Origin of the sequence: Streptomyces sp. NPDC089915, from assembly GCF_040684675.1 — a bacterium.
Classification (GTDB): domain Bacteria; phylum Actinomycetota; class Actinomycetes; order Streptomycetales; family Streptomycetaceae; genus Streptomyces.
The window spans coordinates 24,051-41,753 of the sequence record NZ_JBFBGN010000056.1; the positions used below are offsets into that span (position 1 = coordinate 24,051).

General features: G+C 74.7%; 20 protein-coding genes. 9 read left to right on the forward strand and 11 right to left on the reverse strand.

Annotation, left to right across the window (positions count from 1 at the left end; translation table 11 throughout):
* The first annotated feature begins 38 nt into the window (after positions 1–38).
* The gene (locus tag AB0O29_RS18570) at positions 39–1,118 is read left to right on the forward strand and encodes a GNAT family N-acetyltransferase (RefSeq protein ID WP_365152917.1); all 1,080 of its coding nucleotides are present in this window, start codon (positions 39–41) and stop codon (positions 1,116–1,118) included.
* On the opposite strand, the gene AB0O29_RS18575 is transcribed toward AB0O29_RS18570, so the two are convergent.
* Entirely contained in the window at positions 1,079–2,242 is a 1,164-nt protein-coding gene (locus AB0O29_RS18575; protein ID WP_365152919.1) for an alkene reductase, read from the reverse strand. The genes AB0O29_RS18570 and AB0O29_RS18575 overlap by 40 nt on opposite strands.
* A gap of 81 nt (positions 2,243–2,323) precedes the next feature.
* Here AB0O29_RS18575 and AB0O29_RS18580 point away from each other — a divergent pair, with 81 nt between their 5' ends.
* The gene (locus AB0O29_RS18580) at positions 2,324–3,286 is read left to right on the forward strand and encodes a LysR family transcriptional regulator (protein WP_365152921.1); all 963 of its coding nucleotides are present in this window, start codon (positions 2,324–2,326) and stop codon (positions 3,284–3,286) included.
* On the opposite strand, the gene rpsR is transcribed toward AB0O29_RS18580, so the two are convergent.
* The 5 genes from rpsR to AB0O29_RS18605 all read right to left on the reverse strand — a co-directional run bounded on the left by rpsR (position 3,271) and on the right by AB0O29_RS18605 (position 6,304).
* Complete coding sequence (gene rpsR / locus AB0O29_RS18585) at positions 3,271–3,507, reverse strand: 30S ribosomal protein S18 (protein WP_365152923.1); 237 nt, start codon at positions 3,505–3,507, stop codon at positions 3,271–3,273. The genes AB0O29_RS18580 and rpsR overlap by 16 nt on opposite strands.
* A 67-nt stretch (positions 3,508–3,574) precedes the next feature.
* Positions 3,575–4,726, reverse strand: a complete 1,152-nt coding sequence (locus tag AB0O29_RS18590; protein ID WP_365152925.1) for a GTP-binding protein — start codon at positions 4,724–4,726, stop codon at positions 3,575–3,577.
* On the reverse strand, positions 4,726–4,971 hold the full coding sequence (locus AB0O29_RS18595; protein WP_365152927.1) for a type B 50S ribosomal protein L31: 246 nt from the start codon (positions 4,969–4,971) through the stop codon (positions 4,726–4,728). Before AB0O29_RS18595 ends, AB0O29_RS18590 begins: the two co-directional genes overlap by 1 nt.
* A gap of 39 nt (positions 4,972–5,010) precedes the next feature.
* Positions 5,011–5,175, reverse strand: coding sequence for a 50S ribosomal protein L33 (gene rpmG, locus AB0O29_RS18600; protein ID WP_365152929.1), 165 nt, complete (start codon positions 5,173–5,175; stop codon positions 5,011–5,013).
* A gap of 163 nt (positions 5,176–5,338) precedes the next feature.
* Entirely contained in the window at positions 5,339–6,304 is a 966-nt protein-coding gene (locus tag AB0O29_RS18605; protein WP_365152931.1) for a pirin family protein, read from the reverse strand.
* 103 nt (positions 6,305–6,407) lie between these two features.
* Between AB0O29_RS18605 and AB0O29_RS18610 the strand changes: the two genes are divergently transcribed.
* The 6 genes from AB0O29_RS18610 (at position 6,408) to AB0O29_RS18635 (ending at position 10,738) form a co-directional block, all read left to right on the forward strand.
* Positions 6,408–7,610, forward strand: a complete 1,203-nt coding sequence (locus AB0O29_RS18610; protein WP_365152933.1) for a methyltransferase — start codon at positions 6,408–6,410, stop codon at positions 7,608–7,610.
* 75 nt (positions 7,611–7,685) lie between these two features.
* Positions 7,686–8,444 (forward strand): MerR family transcriptional regulator, encoded by a 759-nt coding sequence (locus AB0O29_RS18615; protein WP_365152935.1) that lies wholly within the window; start codon positions 7,686–7,688, stop codon positions 8,442–8,444.
* Between the two features lie 107 nt (positions 8,445–8,551).
* A complete protein-coding gene (locus tag AB0O29_RS18620; RefSeq protein WP_365152937.1) occupies positions 8,552–9,214 on the forward strand; it encodes a DUF6230 family protein in 663 nt (220 codons plus the stop codon).
* Positions 9,205–9,642: a DUF6114 domain-containing protein gene (locus AB0O29_RS18625; protein WP_365152939.1), complete on the forward strand. Its 438-nt coding sequence runs from the start codon at positions 9,205–9,207 to the stop codon at positions 9,640–9,642. Before AB0O29_RS18620 ends, AB0O29_RS18625 begins: the two co-directional genes overlap by 10 nt.
* Positions 9,639–10,289 (forward strand): hypothetical protein, encoded by a 651-nt coding sequence (locus AB0O29_RS18630; RefSeq protein WP_365152941.1) that lies wholly within the window; start codon positions 9,639–9,641, stop codon positions 10,287–10,289. The genes AB0O29_RS18625 and AB0O29_RS18630 overlap by 4 nt, the downstream gene beginning before the upstream one ends.
* Positions 10,290–10,387: 98 nt before the next feature.
* A complete protein-coding gene (locus AB0O29_RS18635; protein ID WP_365152942.1) occupies positions 10,388–10,738 on the forward strand; it encodes a DUF2087 domain-containing protein in 351 nt (116 codons plus the stop codon).
* Here the strand turns inward: AB0O29_RS18635 and AB0O29_RS18640 are convergent.
* A complete protein-coding gene (locus tag AB0O29_RS18640) occupies positions 10,711–11,472 on the reverse strand; it encodes a metallophosphoesterase (RefSeq protein WP_365152944.1) in 762 nt (253 codons plus the stop codon). The two genes, AB0O29_RS18635 and AB0O29_RS18640, sit on opposite strands and share 28 nt — an antisense overlap.
* Positions 11,473–11,775: 303 nt before the next feature.
* Here AB0O29_RS18640 and AB0O29_RS18645 point away from each other — a divergent pair, with 303 nt between their 5' ends.
* Positions 11,776–12,588, forward strand: a complete 813-nt coding sequence (locus AB0O29_RS18645; protein ID WP_365152946.1) for an SDR family oxidoreductase — start codon at positions 11,776–11,778, stop codon at positions 12,586–12,588.
* Positions 12,589–12,601: 13 nt separating this feature from the next.
* Here AB0O29_RS18645 and AB0O29_RS18650 read toward each other — a convergent pair whose 3' ends face one another.
* The 4 genes from AB0O29_RS18650 to AB0O29_RS18665 form a co-directional block, all read right to left on the reverse strand.
* Positions 12,602–14,041, reverse strand: a complete 1,440-nt coding sequence (locus AB0O29_RS18650) for an NAD(P)/FAD-dependent oxidoreductase (protein WP_365152948.1) — start codon at positions 14,039–14,041, stop codon at positions 12,602–12,604.
* A gap of 43 nt (positions 14,042–14,084) precedes the next feature.
* Positions 14,085–14,492 carry a thioredoxin family protein gene (locus AB0O29_RS18655; protein WP_365152950.1) on the reverse strand — a complete coding sequence of 136 codons (408 nt, stop codon included), beginning with the start codon at positions 14,490–14,492 and terminating at the stop codon, positions 14,085–14,087.
* A gap of 134 nt (positions 14,493–14,626) precedes the next feature.
* Entirely contained in the window at positions 14,627–16,066 is a 1,440-nt protein-coding gene (locus AB0O29_RS18660; RefSeq protein ID WP_365152952.1) for an aldehyde dehydrogenase family protein, read from the reverse strand.
* Between the two features lie 145 nt (positions 16,067–16,211).
* Positions 16,212–17,411 carry a thiolase family protein gene (locus tag AB0O29_RS18665; protein WP_365152954.1) on the reverse strand — a complete coding sequence of 400 codons (1,200 nt, stop codon included), beginning with the start codon at positions 17,409–17,411 and terminating at the stop codon, positions 16,212–16,214.
* Positions 17,412–17,703 lie beyond the last annotated feature (292 nt).

Sequence of the window (17,703 nt, forward strand, 5' to 3'; positions counted from 1 at the left end):
CGCCGCCCGTACCCGGGCCACCGCAAGGAGCCTCCCCCGTGATCCTCACCCTCGTACCCGACATCGCCGGCGTCCCCGCCGGCCAGTGGGACGCCCTGTCCGCGCGGGCGGGCCTCTACCTGTCCCACCGCTGGCTCGCCGCCCAGCAGCACGACCCGACCGCCCGGGTCCACTACGCCCTGGTCCACGACGAGGGCCGGCTGGTCGCGGCGGCACCGCTGTACGTGGTCGGCACCGAGCCCAACGACCTCTACCGGGTGCACGAGGTGGTCCCGGGCCGGGAGCCGGCCCGGACGGTCCTCGCCGGCGCCCGCCGCGGCTACGTGAACGCCCCGCTGCTGCACCCCCGTCTCGCCCCGCCGCTGCGGCGCGAGGCCCTGGGCCGGCTCGTGGGTGCCGCGCGTTCGCTGGCCGAGGCCGAGGGGGCCCGGCCGTGGTGGCTCTACGTCACCGACGCGGCGGCCGCCGAGCTCGCCGACGCCTGCGGGACCGCGCCCGTCCGGCTGAACGAGGAGGCGCGCATCCCGCTGCCCGGCGCCGCCTTCGAGGACTACCTCGCCGGGCTCCCCCGGGCGCGCCGCACCTGCGTCCGCCGCGAGCGCCGGGCCTTCGCCGAAGCCGGCTACGAGCTGCGCACCCTGCGGCTGTCCGAGTGCGCCGACGAGGCAGGAGCCCTGGCCGCCCGGCTCCAGGAGCGGCACGGGCACCCGATCGACCCCGCCTTCATGGCGGCACTGCTGCGGGACCAGGCCGAGGGCATGGCGGACACCGGGATCGTCCTCGCCGCGTACGCCGAGGGACGGATGGCCGCCTTCAGCCTCTTCTACCTGCACGCGGACACCGTCTGGCTCCGCTCCACGGGCTACGACTACGACCGGCTGCGCGACGCCCACGAGTACTTCAACCTGGGCTACTACCTGCCCATCGAGTACGCCTACGCCCACGGCGCGACCGCGATCCACCTCGGCATGGAGTCCCTGCGGGCCAAAACCCTGCGGGGCGGCGTCACTTCGGCGCTGTGGGCGGTGGAGGCGGGCGCCCCCGCGGACGCCCCCGCGGGCCCCGCTCCGGCCCCGGCTCAGGCGGCGACCGGGCCGGACCCGTCCAGCGCGGGGTAGTCGGTGTACCCGTCCGCCCCGCCGGTGTAGAAGAGGGCCTCGTCGCGCACCTGGCTGACGGGCGCGCCGGTGCGCAGCCGCTCGACCAGGTCCGGGTTGGCGAGGAAGGGCCGGCCCAGGGAGATCAGGTCGGCGCCCGCCGCGAGGAGCCGCTCGGCCGCCTCCCGGCCGCCGTCGGCGGGCAGCGGCCGACCCCAGCCGAGCACCGGGTTGGCGATGAGCGTGCCGTGCCACATCGTGCGGATCCGGTGGAAGAGGGGCTGGTCCGGATCGGCGAAGACCACGTGGACGTAGGCGGGGCCCTTGTCCGCGAGGGCCTCCAGCAACGCCGGGTAGATCTCCTCGGTGTCGCCCTCCTCGATGCCGTTGACGGTGAGTCCGGGGGCGATCCGCACGCCGACCCGCTCGGGTCCGATCGCCTCGGCGACGGCCCGGACCACCTCGACGGTGAACCGGATGCGGTGGGCCACCGGGCCGCCGTAGGAGTCCGTGCGCCGGTTGGTGCCCCGGGCCAGGAACTGGTGGAGCAGGTAGCCGTTGGCGGCGTGCACCTCGACGCCGGCGAAGCCCGCGTCGACGGCGTTGCGGGCGGCAGCCGCGAAGTCGGCGACGGTGGATCGGATCTCGTCGGCGGTCATCTCGCGCGGGACGACCGCCTCCCGGGGCCCGGAGGGGGTCGAGATCGGCTCCGGGAGCGGGACGGGCGAGGGCGCCACCGGGGTCAGCCCGCTGTTGTCGGGGTGGCCGACCCGGCCGCCGTGCTGGAGCTGGAGGAACATCCGGCCGCCCGCCTCGCGCACCGCGTCGGTGACCCGTCTCCAGCCGTCCACGTGGGAGGGGAGGTGGATGGCGGTGATGTTCGGGTAGGTCTGCCCCACGGCGTTCGGCGTGGACGCCTCGGCGATGATCAGGCCGGCCGTGGCGCGCTGCGCGTAGTAGGTGGCCATGACCGGCTGCGGGACTCCGTCGGCCGAGGCGCGGCTGCGGGTCATCGGCGCCATCACCAGCCGGTTGGGCAGGGCGAGGGGGCCCAGCCGGGCGGGCTGGAACAGGGGGGATTCAAGTGGCTTGACGGACACGGCGGTTGCTCCGATCAGCGGGAGGAGGGCCGGGGCGGCCGTCATCCACTCTCGGACCTCCCGCACACCCGAACAAGATCGGGAAGAGCTACGATCGATGAGCGGAACTCACCAATCGGGGGAACGGTGTTGGAGCGGCACGAGATCGAGGCGTTCCTGACGCTCGCCGAGGAACTGCACTTCCGGCGCACCTCGGAGCGGCTCGGGCTGGCGCAGGGCCGGGTCAGCCAGACCATCAAGAGGCTGGAGCGCCGCATCGGCGCCCCGCTCTTCGAGCGCACCAGCCGCCACGTCGCCCTGACCGCGATCGGCGCGCAGCTCCGCGACGACCTGCTCCCCGGCTACCGGCAGATCCGGCACGCCGTCGCCCGGGCCACCGAGGCCGGACGGGGCATCGGCGGGACGCTGCGCGTGGGCTACTCGGGGCCGATGGTCGCCGAGATCCTCCTGGAGGCGGCCGAGCGGTTCCGCGCCCGCCACCCCGGCGGCGACGTACGGATCCAGGAGGTGCAGCTCTGCGACCCGTTCGGTCCGCTCCGCGGCGGCCAGGTGGACCTTCAGGTCACCGAACGGCCGCTCGCCGAGCCGGATCTGACGGCAGGTCCGCTCCTGTTCTCGGCGCCCCGCACCCTGATGGTGCCCGACGGACACCCCCTCGCCCGGCGCGCGTCGGTCTCGCTGGAGGACCTCGCGGATGCCCCCCTGCTGACCATCAGCGGCGAGGTGCCGCGGTACTGGCTGGACCACCACTACCCGCGGCACACCCCGTCCGGCCGGCCGGTCCTCCGGGGGGCGACGGCGATGTACTGGCCCGAACTGCTGACCCTCGTGGCGGCGGGGGCGGGCGTGTCCCCGGCGTGCGCGGCGGTGGAGCGCTACAACGGCCGCCCGGGGATCACCTGGGTGCCGTTCGAGGACGCCCCGCCCGTCGAGTTCGGCTTCCTCTGGCCGACGACGGCGGGCTCGGCCCGGATCCGCGCCTTCGTCGACCTGTGCCCCGCCCTGGACCGGGCGCCCGGACCGGACGGCGTCGGCGCGCCCTCCCCCGGGACTTCAGGCGCCCCGGGCCGCCGTCAGCGGCCCGGGTAGGGCAGCAGGGCCATCTCGCGTGCGGTCTTGACGGCGGTGGCGAGGTCCCGCTGCTGCCGGACCGTCACCCGGGTGACGCGCCGGCCGCGGATCTTCCCCCGGTCGGAGATGAACCTCCGGAGCAGATCGGTGTCCTTGTAGTCGACGGAGGTGATCCCGGCGGCGTCGAGCGGGTTGGGCCGGGACTTCACGGGCTTGCGGGGGTGGGGGGTACGGGCCATTGCGGCGTCTCCTCGGGTGGGCGTATCGGTTGCGGCCCCGTCGGGGCGTGGACGGCGGGTGCGGGGATCAGGCGGCGTCGAGGAGGGGGCCGAAGGCGGCCGGCAGCTCCTTCCAGGCCTCGCGGCCCCCTGTGTACTCGGCGTCCGTCAGCAGGCAGGAGTCCAGGAGCCGCTCCAGGCCTTCCCGGTCGAGACCCGGGGAGGTGAAGACGAGGTGCTGGCAGCGGTCGCCGTGGTCGGGGTGCCAGTCCAGGGCGGCGGCCGCCCGCCGCATGGGCGGGACCATCTCCCAGGCCGCGTCCGGCAGTGAGGCCAGCCAGGGGCCGGCGCTCTCGACGCACAGGGCCCCGCCGGCCGCGTCCCAGGCGAGCAGGGTGTCGGGGCGGTCGGCGAGCCAGAACCGGCCGCGGCTGCGGGCCGCCGCGCAGCACAGGTTCTCCAGCGCCTCGTACAGGCGCTCGGGGTGGAAGGGCCGTCTGCGGCGCCAGACGAGCGTGGCGACGCCCGCCTCGTCGGCGTCCTGGGGCAGCAGGGCGCAGGCGGGGTGCTGGGCGGCCGCCGCGGTCTCGACGTCGAAGCCGGCGAACGCCGCCCTGGCGAGTTCGAGGGAACCGGCCGGCACCCGCCGGGCGGTGGGGTGCAGCTGCGCGAGGAGCGCGCGGTCCTCGTCGTCGGCCCCGTCGCCGTCGACGACGGCCAGGACGGGCGCGTACTCCAGCTGCCGGGCCCAGGTGTCCCCGACGGTCCGCCGGTCGGTGGAGGCCGCGGCGAGGCCGGCTTCGGCCAGGTCGTCGCCGTTGCCGAGACAGGGCAGGACCAGCGCGGGATCCACGGCGGTGATCACGTTCGTCAGGGCGAGACGGTCCCCGCCGTGCCCGGCGATGACCTCGGCCATGCCCTTCGGTTCGACGGAGTCCCACAGTTCGACGACGGCGAGCCGGGTCAGGCCGCCGTCCGCCATCCGTTCGAGTTCCGGGAGGAGGTCCTCGCGCAGCGCGCAGCAGGCGCAGTCGTTGACCAGCGGTGTCTCAGCGCGGGAGAGGACGCCGGAGGCGTCGCGGACCAGGCGGTGCACGGTGCCGCCGGCCGCCTCGGCGAGGTCGTGGTGCAGTGCCACGCTCCCCGGTACGGACCGCAGGAGGCTCTCGACGACCTCCTTGCGGGCTTCGGAGTGCATCCCGGCCACGATCACGACGGGCAGCTGGTGGCCGCGCCCCATCAACGGGCTCCGTATCGGCGCTGGAACTTCTCGACGCGGCCGGCGGTGTCGAGGACGCGGGCGGTGCCCGTGTAGAAGGGGTGGCTCGCGGCGGAGATCTCCACGTCGACGACCGGATAGCTGTTGCCGTCCTCCCAGTCCACGGTCTTGTCACTGGTCATCGTGGAGCGGGTGAGGAAGGCGGTGCCCGAGGCGGTGTCGCGGAAGACGACGGGGCCGTAGGCGGGGTGGATGCCGGGCTTCACGGCGGGAACCTTTCGACGGTGTGTCAGGGGTGCGGGGGGTCAGCGCTCTTCGCGGAAGTCGACGTGGCGCCGGACGGCGGGGTCGTACTTGCGCAGCACCAGCCGGTCGGGGTCGTTGCGCCGGTTCTTGCGGGTGACGTAGGTGAACCCGGTGCCCGCGGTGGAGCGGAGCCTCACGACCGGACGGATCTCGTTGCGTGCCATGGCGCCACTATATGGGAATGGTTTCCATTTTCAATACGGTGGCCGGGAGTGACCAAGTCGTCCTGGTAGAAACCGAAGCGACCGCGGGCCCGAACCCACGGGCCCGCGGTCGCGGCGGCGACGGGTTTCGGCGACGGGACCCGCGCCCGGCGGAAGGGGCGGGTCAGCGCACCCTGCCCCTGGGCTTCAGGTGCGTCGGGGGCAGCTCGGGGGCCGGGATCGGAGGGCCGTCGTAGCCCTTGACCTCGCCGAAGCGGGTGCCGGTCGCCCAGTCCTCGCGGGCCTGGACGATCTCCTCGTGGGAGCGGCCGATCCAGTTCCAGAACATCACGATCTCCTCCTCGAACGGCTCACCCCCCAGCAGCATCAGGCCCGCGTCCGAGGAGGCGCGCAGGGGGAGTTCGGTGCGGCCGCAGCCCAGGTAGAGCATCGAGCCCGGGAGGAGGGGGACGCCGTCCGCGTGGGCCTCGCCGGACATGGAGAGGACCGCGTACTCGAAGTCCGGGTCGAGGGGCAGGCGGGTCTCGGTGCCGGCGGCCAGGGCGAGGTCGGCGCCGACGATGGGGGTGTACGCGGTGCCCGGGGAGGTCGCCGTGTCCAGGGTGCCGAGGATGACCGTGGCGTTCAGGCCGGGGGCGGTGACCTGCGGGAGGTCCGCGTGGTGCTGGAAGTGCGGGGCGACGTCGCGGTGGGCGTCGGGCAGGGCCACCCACAGCTGGGCGCCGTGCAGGAGACGGGCGTGCGGGCGCGGGCTCTCCTCGGAGTGGCTGATGCCCGAACCGGAGGTCATCAGGCCCAGCTCGCGCGGGCGGATCGTGGCCAGGCTGCCCACGCTGTCGCGGTGCAGCACCTCGCCCTCGTGCAGCCAGCTCACGGTCTGGAGGCCGGCGTGCGGGTGCGGGGCGACCTGCATGCCGGGCTCGTCGGCGATGTCATCGGGGCCGTAGTGGTCGACGAAGCACCAGGCGCCCACCATGCGGCGGCCCAGGTTCGGCAGGAGTCGGCGGACCTCGGTGGACTCCCCCAGCCTGACCGTGCGCGGGCTGAGGAGCTCGCGCACGGGTTCGGCCACGACGAATCCGCGGCCGCCGCAGGAGGAGAGAGCGGGCTGGCGATCGAGATTGCTCATACGGGACAAGGTAGCCCCGCCGGGGCCGCTTGCCCCCGTTCCTTCCGCGGGAAGGACGCGGCGTGCGGGGCCCGGCGGCCGCCTCGGCTAGCCTGGGTCCGATATGAACCGTCTGACCACGCCTTTCGGCTCCCACGAACTCACCCGCTTCCCCGCCGACCCGCGCGACCGGCTCCGCGCCTGGGACGCCGCCGACGAGTACCTGCTGCGCCACCTCGACGCCGGTACCGGCGAGCGCGGCCCGGTGGACCTGGCCGGCGCCGGGCAGATCACGGTCGTCGGCGACCGCTGGGGCGCGCTGACGACGGCCCTGGCCGCGTACCACCCGGCCCAGATCACCGACTCGGCGCTGGCCCGGGCGGCCACCGAGGCCAACCTGGACCGGGCCGGCATCGGCACCGCCAAGTCCACGGTGACCCTGCTGACCACGCGGGACGCCCCGCCCGCGCGGATCGACGTCCTGCTGGTCCGGGTGCCCAAGAGCCTGGCCCTGCTGGAGGACCAGCTCCGGCGGCTGGCCCCGCACCTGCACGAGGGCACGGTCGTCGTCGGCACCGGCATGGTCAAGGAGATCCACACCTCCACGCTGGACCTCTTCGAGAAGGTCATCGGGCCGACGCGCACCTCCCTCGCGGAGAAGAAGGCCCGGCTGATCTTCACCACCCCGGACCCCGCGCTCCTGGCCGCCGCCGGCCCCTCGCCCTGGCCGCTGACGTACACGGTGGACCAGGAGGGGGGCTCGGGCGCCGGGCTGACCGTGGTCAACCACGCCGGGATCTTCTGCGCCGACCGGCTGGACGTCGGCACGCGCTTCTTCCTCCAGTCCATCCCGACCAACACCGACGGGGCCCGGGTCGTGGACCTGGGCTGCGGCAACGGGGTCGTCGGCACGGCGGTGCAGATGGCCGACCCGGACGCCGAGGTCGTCTTCACCGACGAGTCGTACCAGGCCGTCGCCTCGGCGCGGGCCACCTACGAGGCCAACGTGCGCCCCGGCCGGCGCACTGCGGAGTTCCTCGTCGGCGACGGGGTGGCCATGCTGCCGCCGTCCTCGGTGGACCTGATCCTCAACAACCCGCCCTTCCACTCGCACCAGGCGACCACGGACGCGACGGCGCTGCGCATGTTCGCGCAGTCCCGCAAGGCGCTGCGCCCGGGCGGCGAGCTGTGGGTGGTCGCCAACCGCCACATGGGCTACCACACCCATCTGCAGCGGCTCTTCGGGAACCAGGAAGTCGTCGCGAGCGAACCGCGGTTCGTGGTGCTGCGGGCCGTCAAGCGCGAGGCGGAGCGGCGCGGCCGGTGACGTACCGGCGCCCCGCCCCGCGCCACGCCATGTGACCTGCCGGTACACCCGCCGGTAGGTCCTACACTCGGCCGCGTGAGCACTGGGGCGGGGACGGACGGCGGGGACGGGCGGCGGCGCTGGCGCCGCGAGGAGGTGGCCCTGGAGGCCGGGGTCAAGGTGCGCAACCTGCGCTACTACCAGGAGCGCGGGCTGCTGCCGCCGCCGCGCCGGGAGGGCCGGATCGCCTGGTACTCCGAAGACCACCTGACCCGGCTGCGGCTGATCAGCGACCTGCTGGGGCGCGGTTACACGGTGAACGGCATCGGGGAGCTGCTGGCCGCCTGGGAGCAGGGCGGCGGGATCTCCCAACTCCTTGGCCTGGAGCGGGAGATGACCCGGGACTGGGTGCGCGAGGAGCCGGTGACGATGACCCGGGCCGAGCTGCGCGAGCTGTTCGGCCCGGGGGCTACGGCCGCGCACACCCGGCGGGCGGCCGAGCTGGGTTACGTACGGGTCGACGGGGACCTGGTGACGTATCCGAGCCGGCGGCTGCTGGAGGCGACGGTGGCGCTCGTGCGGCAGGGGATGCCGCTCGCGGAGATCCTGGACGCCGGGGAGTTCGTGCAGGAGCAGGCGGCGGCGCTGGCGGACCGGTTCGTCGGACTGTTCCGCAGGCATGTGATCGGCCCGGAGGGGCTGGGGCGACTTTCGGCCACCCAGCTGGATCATGTCCGGGAGGCGGTGGCGGCGCTGCGGCCGGTGGCGGGCGAGGTGGTGGCCACGGAGTTCGCCCGGGCGATGGGTCGGCGGGTGGAGGCGGAGGTCGCCGAACTGCTGCGTACGGAGCAGTAGGAGTCGGCCTAAAGGGTGCGCTCGCACAACCTTGCCAACCACCATTGGCACTCTTACATTCAACTCGTCGGTAACAAAGGTGCACAGCCGAGATAAGGGACGATCTCATGGCAGATTCACCGTACTTACCCGAATTCGATTCCGAGGGCGGCCCTGACGCCGACTCCGCGAGCAGAGTGGAGGGCAGGGTCCGCTGGCGCCGGTTCGCGCTGCTGACCGTGCCCGCCGTGGCGGTGACCGCCGGGCTCGGGATCGCACTCGCGCAGGGCGCGCTCGCCGCCTCCTTCGCGGTGTCGGGCCAGCAGTTCAAGGTGTCGGCGACCAGCCTGGAGGGCGAGGGCTTCGCCCAGTACGGCAGCGTCGACGTCAACGCCCGCCAGGAGCTGATCCCGGTGGCCGTCACCGCCATCAAGGAGGCCAAGCTGCACAGCCTCTGCCAGTCGGTGGTCACCACCCTCCCGGTCATCGGGGACATCTCCCTGAACCTGACGGCCGGCCAGAAGACCCCCGTGGAGGCGTCCAACCTGTTCGTGGACGCCACCCAGCTCGCCGGTGACGCGGAGTTCACGAACATCGAGATCGGGCGCGACGCCTCCACCCTGGACAAGGGCCCGGCCGAGGCGCAGGGCATGCAGGACCTGTTCGCCCAGCAGGCGGACAAGGTCACCATCAGCAGCCTCCAGCAGACGGCGTGGGCGACGAACGCCGGCACCTTCAAGCTGTCCGGGCTGAGCATGAACATCAGCAAGGGCAAGAAGGAATGCTTCTGAGCCGCTGGCGGCGGTGGCGGCGCGGCAGGCCCTTCTGGGGCGGACTCTTCGCCGTCCTGGCCGGGGCGTGGATCTGCGTTCTTCCGCTGGCACCACTGAAGATCATGCTCCAGCAGGGCATCGCGGGGATCCCGTCCGTCCTGATGGGCATCATCATGATCGTCCTCGGTCTCACCGCCTGGTTCTCGCCCCGCCAGCGCGTCCTCGCCGGGGTCCTCACCACCCTGATCGCCACCGCCGCGCTGGTCCTGTCGAACCTCGGCGGGTTCCTGATCGGCACCCTGCTCGGCATCCTCGGCGGCGGGCTGATGTTCGCCTGGCAGCCGTACGCCGCCCCGCGCACCGGGGGCACCGCCGCCCCCGCCCGGCCCTCCCCCGCCGGGACCTCCCCCACTCCGCACCCCGATCCCCAAGGAGCACAGCCATGAGCCGTACGCGTACCGCGCTCGCCCTCGGCATGGCGGCCGCGGCCGCACTGACGGTGGCCTCCACCACCGCCCACGCCGCTCCGTTACCGCTGGCCGGGTCGACCACGGTCACCCCCGCCGGGCACGCCTTCAAGGCCTCGCTCAGCGGGAAGGCCACGCTCAAGGCCGGTTCGGTGACGGTGACCTGCTCGGTCTCCGTCTCCACCGGCTCGGTGCCGGCCGCCCCGGGCAACCACAACACGGCCGGGGCGGTGTCCTCGCCGATCTCCCCGCCCACGTACAGCTCCTGCACCTCCAGCATGCCGGGCGTCACCCCGACGGTGACCACGAGCGGCGCCTGGTCGGTGTCCATGCAGAACGGCTCGCCGATCACGGCGACGATGACGGTGCCCACCGGCGGGCTGGTCGTGCACACCACGGGCCTGGCCACCTGTACGGTCACCGCGGCCCCCGGCGGACCGGCGAGCGTCCCGGGCACCTGGGCCAACGGGGCCCCGTCCAGCCTGACGTTCTCCGGCGCGACCGTCCCGGTGACGGTGACCGGCGGCTTCGGCTGCCCGACCAGCGCGACCTCGTCCACCTTCAACGCGGTCTACCTGGTCTCCGACACCACCGACCCCTCCCAGCAGATCACCGTCACCCCCTGACGGCCCCGCGGTCCGCCGCCGCCCCTCCCCGCCACGGGTACGGGGGCGGCGGCGGATATTGCGTTGCCCGGGCTCCCGGGGCGGGCGAAGCTCGGGGGATGTCACAGATCACCGATCAGCAGAACACCCGGCGGCGGAACACCGAGGACCAGGGCGCCGGCCGGCAGGACCCGCAGGCCCGCACGAGCCCGCGCGGGGTGGCCGACCTGTTCTCCGGGGGCCAGCTCCTCGCCATCCCGCGCAAGGCCGCGCGGCGCGAGCAGCTGCTCGCGCACCTCACCGAGACCCTGTTCGCCCCGGACCGCGCGTACTCGGAGCCCGAGGTGAACGACGCCCTGCGGACCGTGCACGAGGACTGCTCCGCGCTGCGGCGCTACCTGATCACCTCGGGCCACCTCACCCGGACCCGGGACGGCGCCAGCTACCGGCGCGCGACGACCACCCTGTAGTGGGTCGTGAGCCGCCCGTCCTCGCCGATGACGTGGAAGGCGACGGCCGGCGGCTCGTCGAGGTGCACGTGCGGGTCGCCGGTCGGCTCCTCCCAGGGCAGCCGCAGGGTGGACACCACCCCGGGCGCGACGAGCAGCGGCCGGCCCGCGAAGACGGTCGCCGCCGCCGTGTGCGCGTGCCCGCACAGGAAGGCCAGCAGGTGGGGGTGGCGTTCGGCGAGGGCCGCGAGCCGCTCCTCGCCGAACTGCCGGATCTCGTCCACGTACGGGGTGTGCAGCGGGACCGGCGGGTGGTGGAAGGCGACCAGGACCGGCACCTCGCGCGGGGTCCCCGCGAGGATCCCGTCGAGCCACGCGAGGGTGGACTCCTCCAGCCGGCCGTGGTGCTCGCCGGGGACGGAGGAGTCGCACACCGCGAGGACGAAGCCCTCGCCGCGCAGCACCTGGTCGACCGGCCCCGCCGCCGGGTCCTCCTCGCCCAGCAGGCCGCGCCGGAAGGCGGTGCGCTCGTCGTGGTTGCCCGGGCAGACGACCATCGGGTGCCGCGACACGAGCACCTTGCGCGCCTGCTCGTACTCGGCGGGGGTGCCGTTGTCGGCGATGTCCCCGCTGACCAGGACCGCGTCCAGGTCGTACGGGAGGCCGTCCAGGTACTCCATGACGGCGCGGGTGCGCTCGGCGGCGCGGGTGCCGCCGTCGAAGTGGACGTCGCTGAGCTGCGCTATCACGATCACGGACGGTGGCTCCTTCGTCGCCGACGGGGGGTCACGCCCCCGCCCGGCCTGACGCCAGATCAGCCGGCGCCCGGGGGTCGCGGGTCCGACCTGATCGTTCAACCTACCCGACCGCCGCGGCCCGGCCCTCCGGGTCCCCGGTCCCCGGGTCGCGGGCGTGACCGGGCCGTACCGGAGGTCCGGCGGAGGCGGGGGCGACGGCGGGCGGAGCCCGGGTGGGATGCGGGCGGGATCCGGGTGGGATCCGGGGCCGGGTCATGATCAGATGGGTCGGGTCAGCCGGTCCTCGCCGAAGGAGTCCCGATGCCCCTCAACGCCATTCCCACCACTCCGCCGGGCGGCGACGGGCCGGGAGCCGGCGGCCCGGGCCGGGGCGTGCTGGTCACCGGTGCCTCGCGGGGGATCGGCCGGGCCGTCGCCCTCGCGTTCGCCCGGCAGGGCGACCGGGTCGCCGTCCACTCCTCCGCCCGGCACTCCGACGCCGAGGAGACCCTGGCGGCCCTGGACGGCTCGGGCCACACCCTCGTCACCGGGGACCTGGGCGACCCGGAGCGCGTCGAGGAGATGGTCGCCGAGGCCGCCGGGGCGCTCGGCGGGGTGGACGTCCTGGTGAACAACGCCGCCGCGATGCTCCCGCACCCGCTGCCCACGACCTCGTACGCGGACTGGCGGGACGCCTGGCGGCGGACGGCGGCGGTGAACCTCTTCGGCGCGGCCGACGTCAGCTACTGCGTGGCCCGCCGCCTGATCGACGAGGGCCGGCCGGGGCACATCGTCAACGTCGGCTCGCGCGGCGCGTTCCGGGGCGAGCCGGACCATCCCGCGTACGGGGCCACCAAGGCGGCCCTGCACGCCCTCGGCCAGTCCCTGGCCGTGTCCCTGGCGCCGCACGGGATCACGGTGGCCTCGGTGGCCCCGGGGTTCGTCGCCACCGAGCGGGTCTCCGGACGGCTGCGGGGCGCGGAGGGCGAGGGGATCCGGGCGCAGAGCCCCTTCGGCCGGGTCGCCGAGCCGGAGGAGATCGCCTCGGCCGTGCTCTACCTGGCCTCGCCCGCCGCCCGGTGGAGCTCGGGCGCGGTCCTCGACGTCAACGGGGCCTCGTACCTGCGGACGTGACGGTCCGGCGCGCTCAGCCGCGGTAGGCCTCCAGCAGCCGCAGCCAGATCTCGCTGATGGTCGGGAAGGCCGGCACCGCGTGCCACAGCCGGTCGACCGGGACCTCCCCGACGACGGCGATCGTCGCCGCGTGCAGCAGCTCGGCGGCGCCGGGGCCCACGAACGTGGCGCCGAGGAGCACCTCCCGGTCGAGGTCGACGACGATCCGGGCCCGGCCCCGGTAGCCGTCGGCGTACAGGCCCGCGCCGGAGATCTTGCCCAGGTCGTGGTCGACGGCCCGCACCCGGCGCCCGGAGCGCTCGGCCTCGGCGAGGGTCAGGCCCACCGACGCGGCCTCCGGATCGGTGAAGACGGCCTGCGGGACGGCCGCCGTGTCGGCGGTGGCGGCGTACGCGCCCCAGCGGCCGGTGTCCGGCGGCGGGGCGCCGGTGCCCCGGGCCGCGCGGGCGGCGATGGCGGCTCCGGCGATCCGGGCCTGGTACTTGCCCTGGTGGGTGAGGAGCGCCCGGTGGTTGACGTCCCCGACGGCGTACAGCCAGTCGTGGCCCTCCACCCGGCAGCTCTCGTCGACGGGGATCCAGCCGCCGGGCGTCAGCCCGACCGTGTCGAGGCCGATGTCCCCGGTGCGCGGCGCCCGGCCGGTGGCCATCAGCAGCTCGTCGCCCTCCAGCAGTTCCCCGCCCTCCAGGACCACCGTGACGGGCCCGGTCGGGCCGTCCCGGACGACCGCCTCCACGGCCACTCCGGTGCGCACGGCGGCGCCCGCGGCCGTCAGGGCCTCGGCGACCAGTTCGCCGGCGAAGGGCTCCATCCTCGGCAGCAGCCCGGAGCCCCGGGCGAGGACGGTGACCTGAGACCCGAGGGCCTGCCAGGCGGTGGCCATCTCGCACGCCACGACGGAGCCGCCGACGATCAGCAGCCGGCCGGGCACCTGCCGGGCCGAGGTGGCCTCGCGGCTGGTCCACGCGCCCGCGCCGTGCAGCCCGGGGAGGTCCGGGAGGACGGGTTCCGTGCCGGTGGCGACGACCACGGCGTGCCGGGCGGACAGGACGTGGTGCACGCCCTCGGGGCTGGTCACGGCGACCTTGCGGATGCCGTAGAGCCGGCCGTGGCCCCGGTAGAGGTGCGCGCCGACGGAGTCGAGCCAGTCGACCTGGCCGCCGTCCTTCCAGTCGCCGGTCCAGTAGTCGCGGTGCGCGAACACCGCCTCGGCGTCGAGCGGCCCGGAGACGGCCTCGGCCAGGCCGGGCACCCGGCGGGCGTCGGCGCGGGCCAGGGCCGGGCGCAGCAGGGCCTTGCTGGGGATGCAGGCCCAGTACGAGCACTCCCCGCCGACGAGTTCGCTCTCCACCAGGGCCGTGGTCAGCCCGGCGGCGCGGGTCCGGTCGACGATGTTCTCGCCTGCCGGGCCCCCGCCGAGCACCACGACGTCGTACTCCACCGGTTCGGTCATGCCGCCCAGTGTCCCCGTGGGACCGGGGTCGCGTCCGGCAAGCTCAGCCCTCCGGCGTGCCGGGGGCGCCGCCCGGCTGCTCCCCCTGGGCCGCCTGCTGGGCGGAGATCTTCGCGCGGACCTCGTCCATGTCGAGGGCGCGGGCCTGGCCGATCAGGTCGGTGAGCGCGGCCTCCGGCAGGGCGCCGGGCTGGGCGAAGATGGCCACCTGGTCCCGGACGATCATCAGTGTGGGGATCGAGGTGATCTGGAAGGCCGCCGCCAGCTCCTGCTGGGCCTCGGTGTCCACCTTGGCGAACACCAGGTCGGGGTTGGCCTCCGCGGCCTTCTCGTAGACCGGTGCGAACGCGAGGCAGGGGCGGCACCAGCCCGCCCAGAAGTCGATCAGCACGAACGGGTTCTCGCTGACCGTCCGGTCGAAGTTCTCCTTGGTGAGCTCGACTGTAGCCACGGTTTCCTGCCTCCTGATCGCTGCATCGCTGCATCGCTCTGCGTGTCCTGCGTGTCCTGCGTGTCCTGCGTGTCCTGCGTGTCCTGCTTGAACGAACGGCCGGCCCGCGGCATTCCGCTCCCGGGCGGCGGTCCCTAGAAGGGGTGAGCGGGCGGGGTGCGGCGGACCGTGGTCCAGCGGAGTTCGGTGAAGGCGTCGAGGTTGGCCTCCCCGCCGAACCGGGCGCCCGTCCCGGAGACGCCGACCCCGCCGAAGGGGGCCACCGCCTCGTCGTTGACGGTCTGGTCGTTGACGTGCGCGATCCCGGTCGGTATCCGCTCGGCCAGCTCCAGCCCGTGGGCGGCGTCGCGGGTGACGATGCCCAGGGAGAGCCCGTACGGGCCGGCCGCGGCCAGCTCCACGGCCTCCTCCTCGGTGGTGAAGGAGCGTACGGGCGCCACCGGGCCGAAGACCTCCTCGGTGTAGGCGGGGGTGTCGTCGGAGACCGCGGCGAGGACGGTCGGCCGGTGGAAGAGGCCCTCGTGGGTGCCCCCGGCGACGAGTTTGGCGCCCCGCTCCACGCTCTCCTCGACCAGGCCCCGGACCCGCTCCAGCTGGGCCCCGTCGAGCAGCGGCCCGAGGTGGACGCGCTCGCGGTACGGATCCCCGACGGTGAGCGCGTCGGCGCGGGCGGCGAGCCGTTCCACGTACTCGTCGTAGAGCGAGGCGTGGACGAGGTGGCGCCCCGCGGTCATGCAGATCTGGCCCTGGTGGAAGAAGGACCCCCAGGAGGCCTGCGCGACGGCGGCCTCGACGTCGGCGTCGGCCAGTACGACGAGGGCCGAGTTGCCGCCCAACTCCAGGTGTGCGCGCTTGAGGTGACGGCCAGCCAGCTCACCGACGGACCGGCCCGCGGCGGTGGACCCGGTGAAGGAGACGACGCGTACGCGCGGGTCGGCCACGACGGCGGCGCCCGTACCGGCGCCGCCGGGCAGCACGTGCAGCAGCCCCGACGGGAGTCCGGCGGCGGCGAACACGGCGGCCAGGGCGAAGCCCCCGCAGACGGCGGTGCGCCGGTCCGGCTTGAGCAGAACCGCGTTGCCGAGGGCCAGGGCGGGCGCGACGGAGCGGATGGAGAGGATCAGCGGGGCGTTGAACGGCGCCACCACCCCGACCACCCCGGCCGGGACGCGGCGGGTGTAGGAGAGCCGAGGCGCCTCGCTGGGCAGCACCTGACCGGCGGGGCGCGAGGCCAGCGCGGCGGCCTCGTAGCACTCCTGGGCGGCGACGTGCAGTTCGAAGTCGGCCTTGCCGGGTATGGAACCCGACTCGCGGACCAGCCACTCCCGCAGCTCGTCGGCGTGCGCCGCGAACAGGTCCCCGGCCCGGCGCAGCACGGCCGCCCGCTCCGCGTGGGTGGCCCGCGCCCAGTCGCGCTGCGCGGCCTGGGCCCGTACGGCGGCCTCGGCGACGTCGGCGGGGGCGGCGAGGTCGAGCGTGGCGAGGGTGCGGCCGGTCGCGGGTTCGACGACCGGGGCCGTGCCGCCGGTGAGGGTGGGGCCGTCCTGCCAGAGGGTCGGGTCGAGCAGCGGCATGGCGCGGGGCCTCCGGAGGGGATGGGGTGGCACGGGGGCAGTGGCAGGCGCCATCGTGCCAGACCCCGCTCTCCGGATTCTGTTCAGTTATTGGGCAGTTGGGACGGCTCCCTGTCCGGAAACGATCGCTGGGCGGGTGGCCGGGTCAGCGTTCCAGGATCAGGGCGATGCCCTGGCCGACGCCGATGCACAGGGCGGCCATGCCGGTGCCGGAGCCCGCCGCCGCCAGCTGGTGGGCGACCGAGCCCGCCAGCCGGGCACCCGAGGCGCCGAGGGGGTGTCCGATCGCGATGGCGCCGCCGCGCGGGTTGACCACGGCGGGGTCCAGCTCGGGCCAGGCGGCCAGGCAGCCCAGGGCCTGGGCGGCGAAGGCCTCGTTCAGCTCGAGGGTGGTTAGGCCGGAGAGGTCGCGGCCGGCCTTGGCGAGCGCCCGCTGGACGGCGTCCACCGGGCCGAGGCCGAAGAGCTGCGGTTCGATGCCGGTGACGGCGGAGGCGCTGATCCGCGCGAGCGGCTCGCGGCCGGTGGCGGCGAGGCCCGCCTCGTCGGTGAGCAGGAGGGCGGCGGCGCCGTCGTTGAGGGGGGAGGCGTTGCCGGCCGTGACGGTGCCCGAACCGTCCGTCCGGAAGGCCGGCTTGAGGCGGGCGAGCGCCTCCGGGGTGGAGCCCTCGCGGATGCACTCGTCGCGCAGCAGGTCCACGCCGGGGTACGGGACCACCTCGTCGTCGTAGAGGCCCGCCGCCCAGGCCGCGGCGGCCTTGCGGTGGCTCTCCAGGGCGAAGGCGTCCTGGGCCTCGCGGGTGATGCCGTGCTTGTCGGCGATCAGCTCGGCGCCCTCGCCGAGGGAGCCGGCCCACTCCGCGGGCATGCGGGGGTTGGTCATCCGCCAGCCGAGGGTGGTCGACCACATCTGCTGGTGGCCGGCGGGGTGCGAGCGCTCGGGCTTCTGCACCACCCAGGGGGCGCGGGTCATCGACTCGACGCCGCCGGCGATGGCGACGGAGGCGTCGCCGAGGGCGATGGCGCGGGCCGCCTGGATCACGGCTTCGAGGCCGGAGCCGCAGAGGCGGTTGACGGTGACGCCGGGGACGGAGACGGGCAGCCCGGCCAGGAGCACGGCCATGCGGGCCACGTCGCGGTTGTCCTCGCCCGCGCCGTTGGCGTCGCCGAAGACGACGTCGTCGATGCGGGCGGGGTCGAGGTCGGGGGTCCGGTCGACGAGGGCGCGGACGACGTGCGCGGCGAGGTCGTCGGGGCGGACCCGGGCGAGGGCGCCGTCGAACTTGCCGATGGGGGTGCGGACGGCGTCGACGACGTAGACGTCGCGGACGGTGCGGATGCTCATGGGGGCTCTCCTGGGCGACTCCGTACGATCGGCGGCACGCCCCGGGCGCCGAGGTGGGCACCGGAACACACCACCGGGCACGCCCGGTGGGGCGCGCCCGCAGTCTCCGCCGCGGTGTCACTGCGTGTCAACGGTGAGCGGGTGGCGCGGGCGGGGGGTGGGGGCGCGGTGAGGCTCGGCCGAATCCAGCCCCGCCTGGGGGCACCTCCCAGCGGTAGCTGGGGGAGTTTGAGGCGCGGGGGTCTGGGGGCGGAGCCCCCGGGAGACGGCGCCCGGGCGTCCGGGGCGGCCG

Excerpts from the sequence above, each read along its gene's own strand:
- AB0O29_RS18660 (WP_365152952.1), bottom strand. The coding sequence starts at position 16,066 with ATGCCGCTGCTCGACCCGACCCTCTGGCAGGACGGCCCCACCCTCACC.
- AB0O29_RS18635 (WP_365152942.1), top strand. The coding sequence starts at position 10,388 with ATGTCACAGATCACCGATCAGCAGAACACCCGGCGGCGGAACACCGAG.
- AB0O29_RS18605 (WP_365152931.1), bottom strand. The coding sequence starts at position 6,304 with ATGAGCAATCTCGATCGCCAGCCCGCTCTCTCCTCCTGCGGCGGCCGC.
- rpmG (WP_365152929.1), bottom strand. The coding sequence starts at position 5,175 with ATGGCACGCAACGAGATCCGTCCGGTCGTGAGGCTCCGCTCCACCGCG.
- AB0O29_RS18620 (WP_365152937.1), top strand. The coding sequence starts at position 8,552 with ATGGCAGATTCACCGTACTTACCCGAATTCGATTCCGAGGGCGGCCCT.
- AB0O29_RS18575 (WP_365152919.1), bottom strand. The coding sequence starts at position 2,242 with ATGACGGCCGCCCCGGCCCTCCTCCCGCTGATCGGAGCAACCGCCGTG.
- AB0O29_RS18645 (WP_365152946.1), top strand. The coding sequence starts at position 11,776 with ATGCCCCTCAACGCCATTCCCACCACTCCGCCGGGCGGCGACGGGCCG.
- AB0O29_RS18590 (WP_365152925.1), bottom strand. The coding sequence starts at position 4,726 with ATGGGGCGCGGCCACCAGCTGCCCGTCGTGATCGTGGCCGGGATGCAC.
- rpsR (WP_365152923.1), bottom strand. The coding sequence starts at position 3,507 with ATGGCCCGTACCCCCCACCCCCGCAAGCCCGTGAAGTCCCGGCCCAAC.
- AB0O29_RS18630 (WP_365152941.1), top strand. The coding sequence starts at position 9,639 with ATGAGCCGTACGCGTACCGCGCTCGCCCTCGGCATGGCGGCCGCGGCC.
- AB0O29_RS18610 (WP_365152933.1), top strand. The coding sequence starts at position 6,408 with ATGAACCGTCTGACCACGCCTTTCGGCTCCCACGAACTCACCCGCTTC.
- AB0O29_RS18650 (WP_365152948.1), bottom strand. The coding sequence starts at position 14,041 with ATGACCGAACCGGTGGAGTACGACGTCGTGGTGCTCGGCGGGGGCCCG.
- AB0O29_RS18625 (WP_365152939.1), top strand. The coding sequence starts at position 9,205 with ATGCTTCTGAGCCGCTGGCGGCGGTGGCGGCGCGGCAGGCCCTTCTGG.
- AB0O29_RS18665 (WP_365152954.1), bottom strand. The coding sequence starts at position 17,411 with ATGAGCATCCGCACCGTCCGCGACGTCTACGTCGTCGACGCCGTCCGC.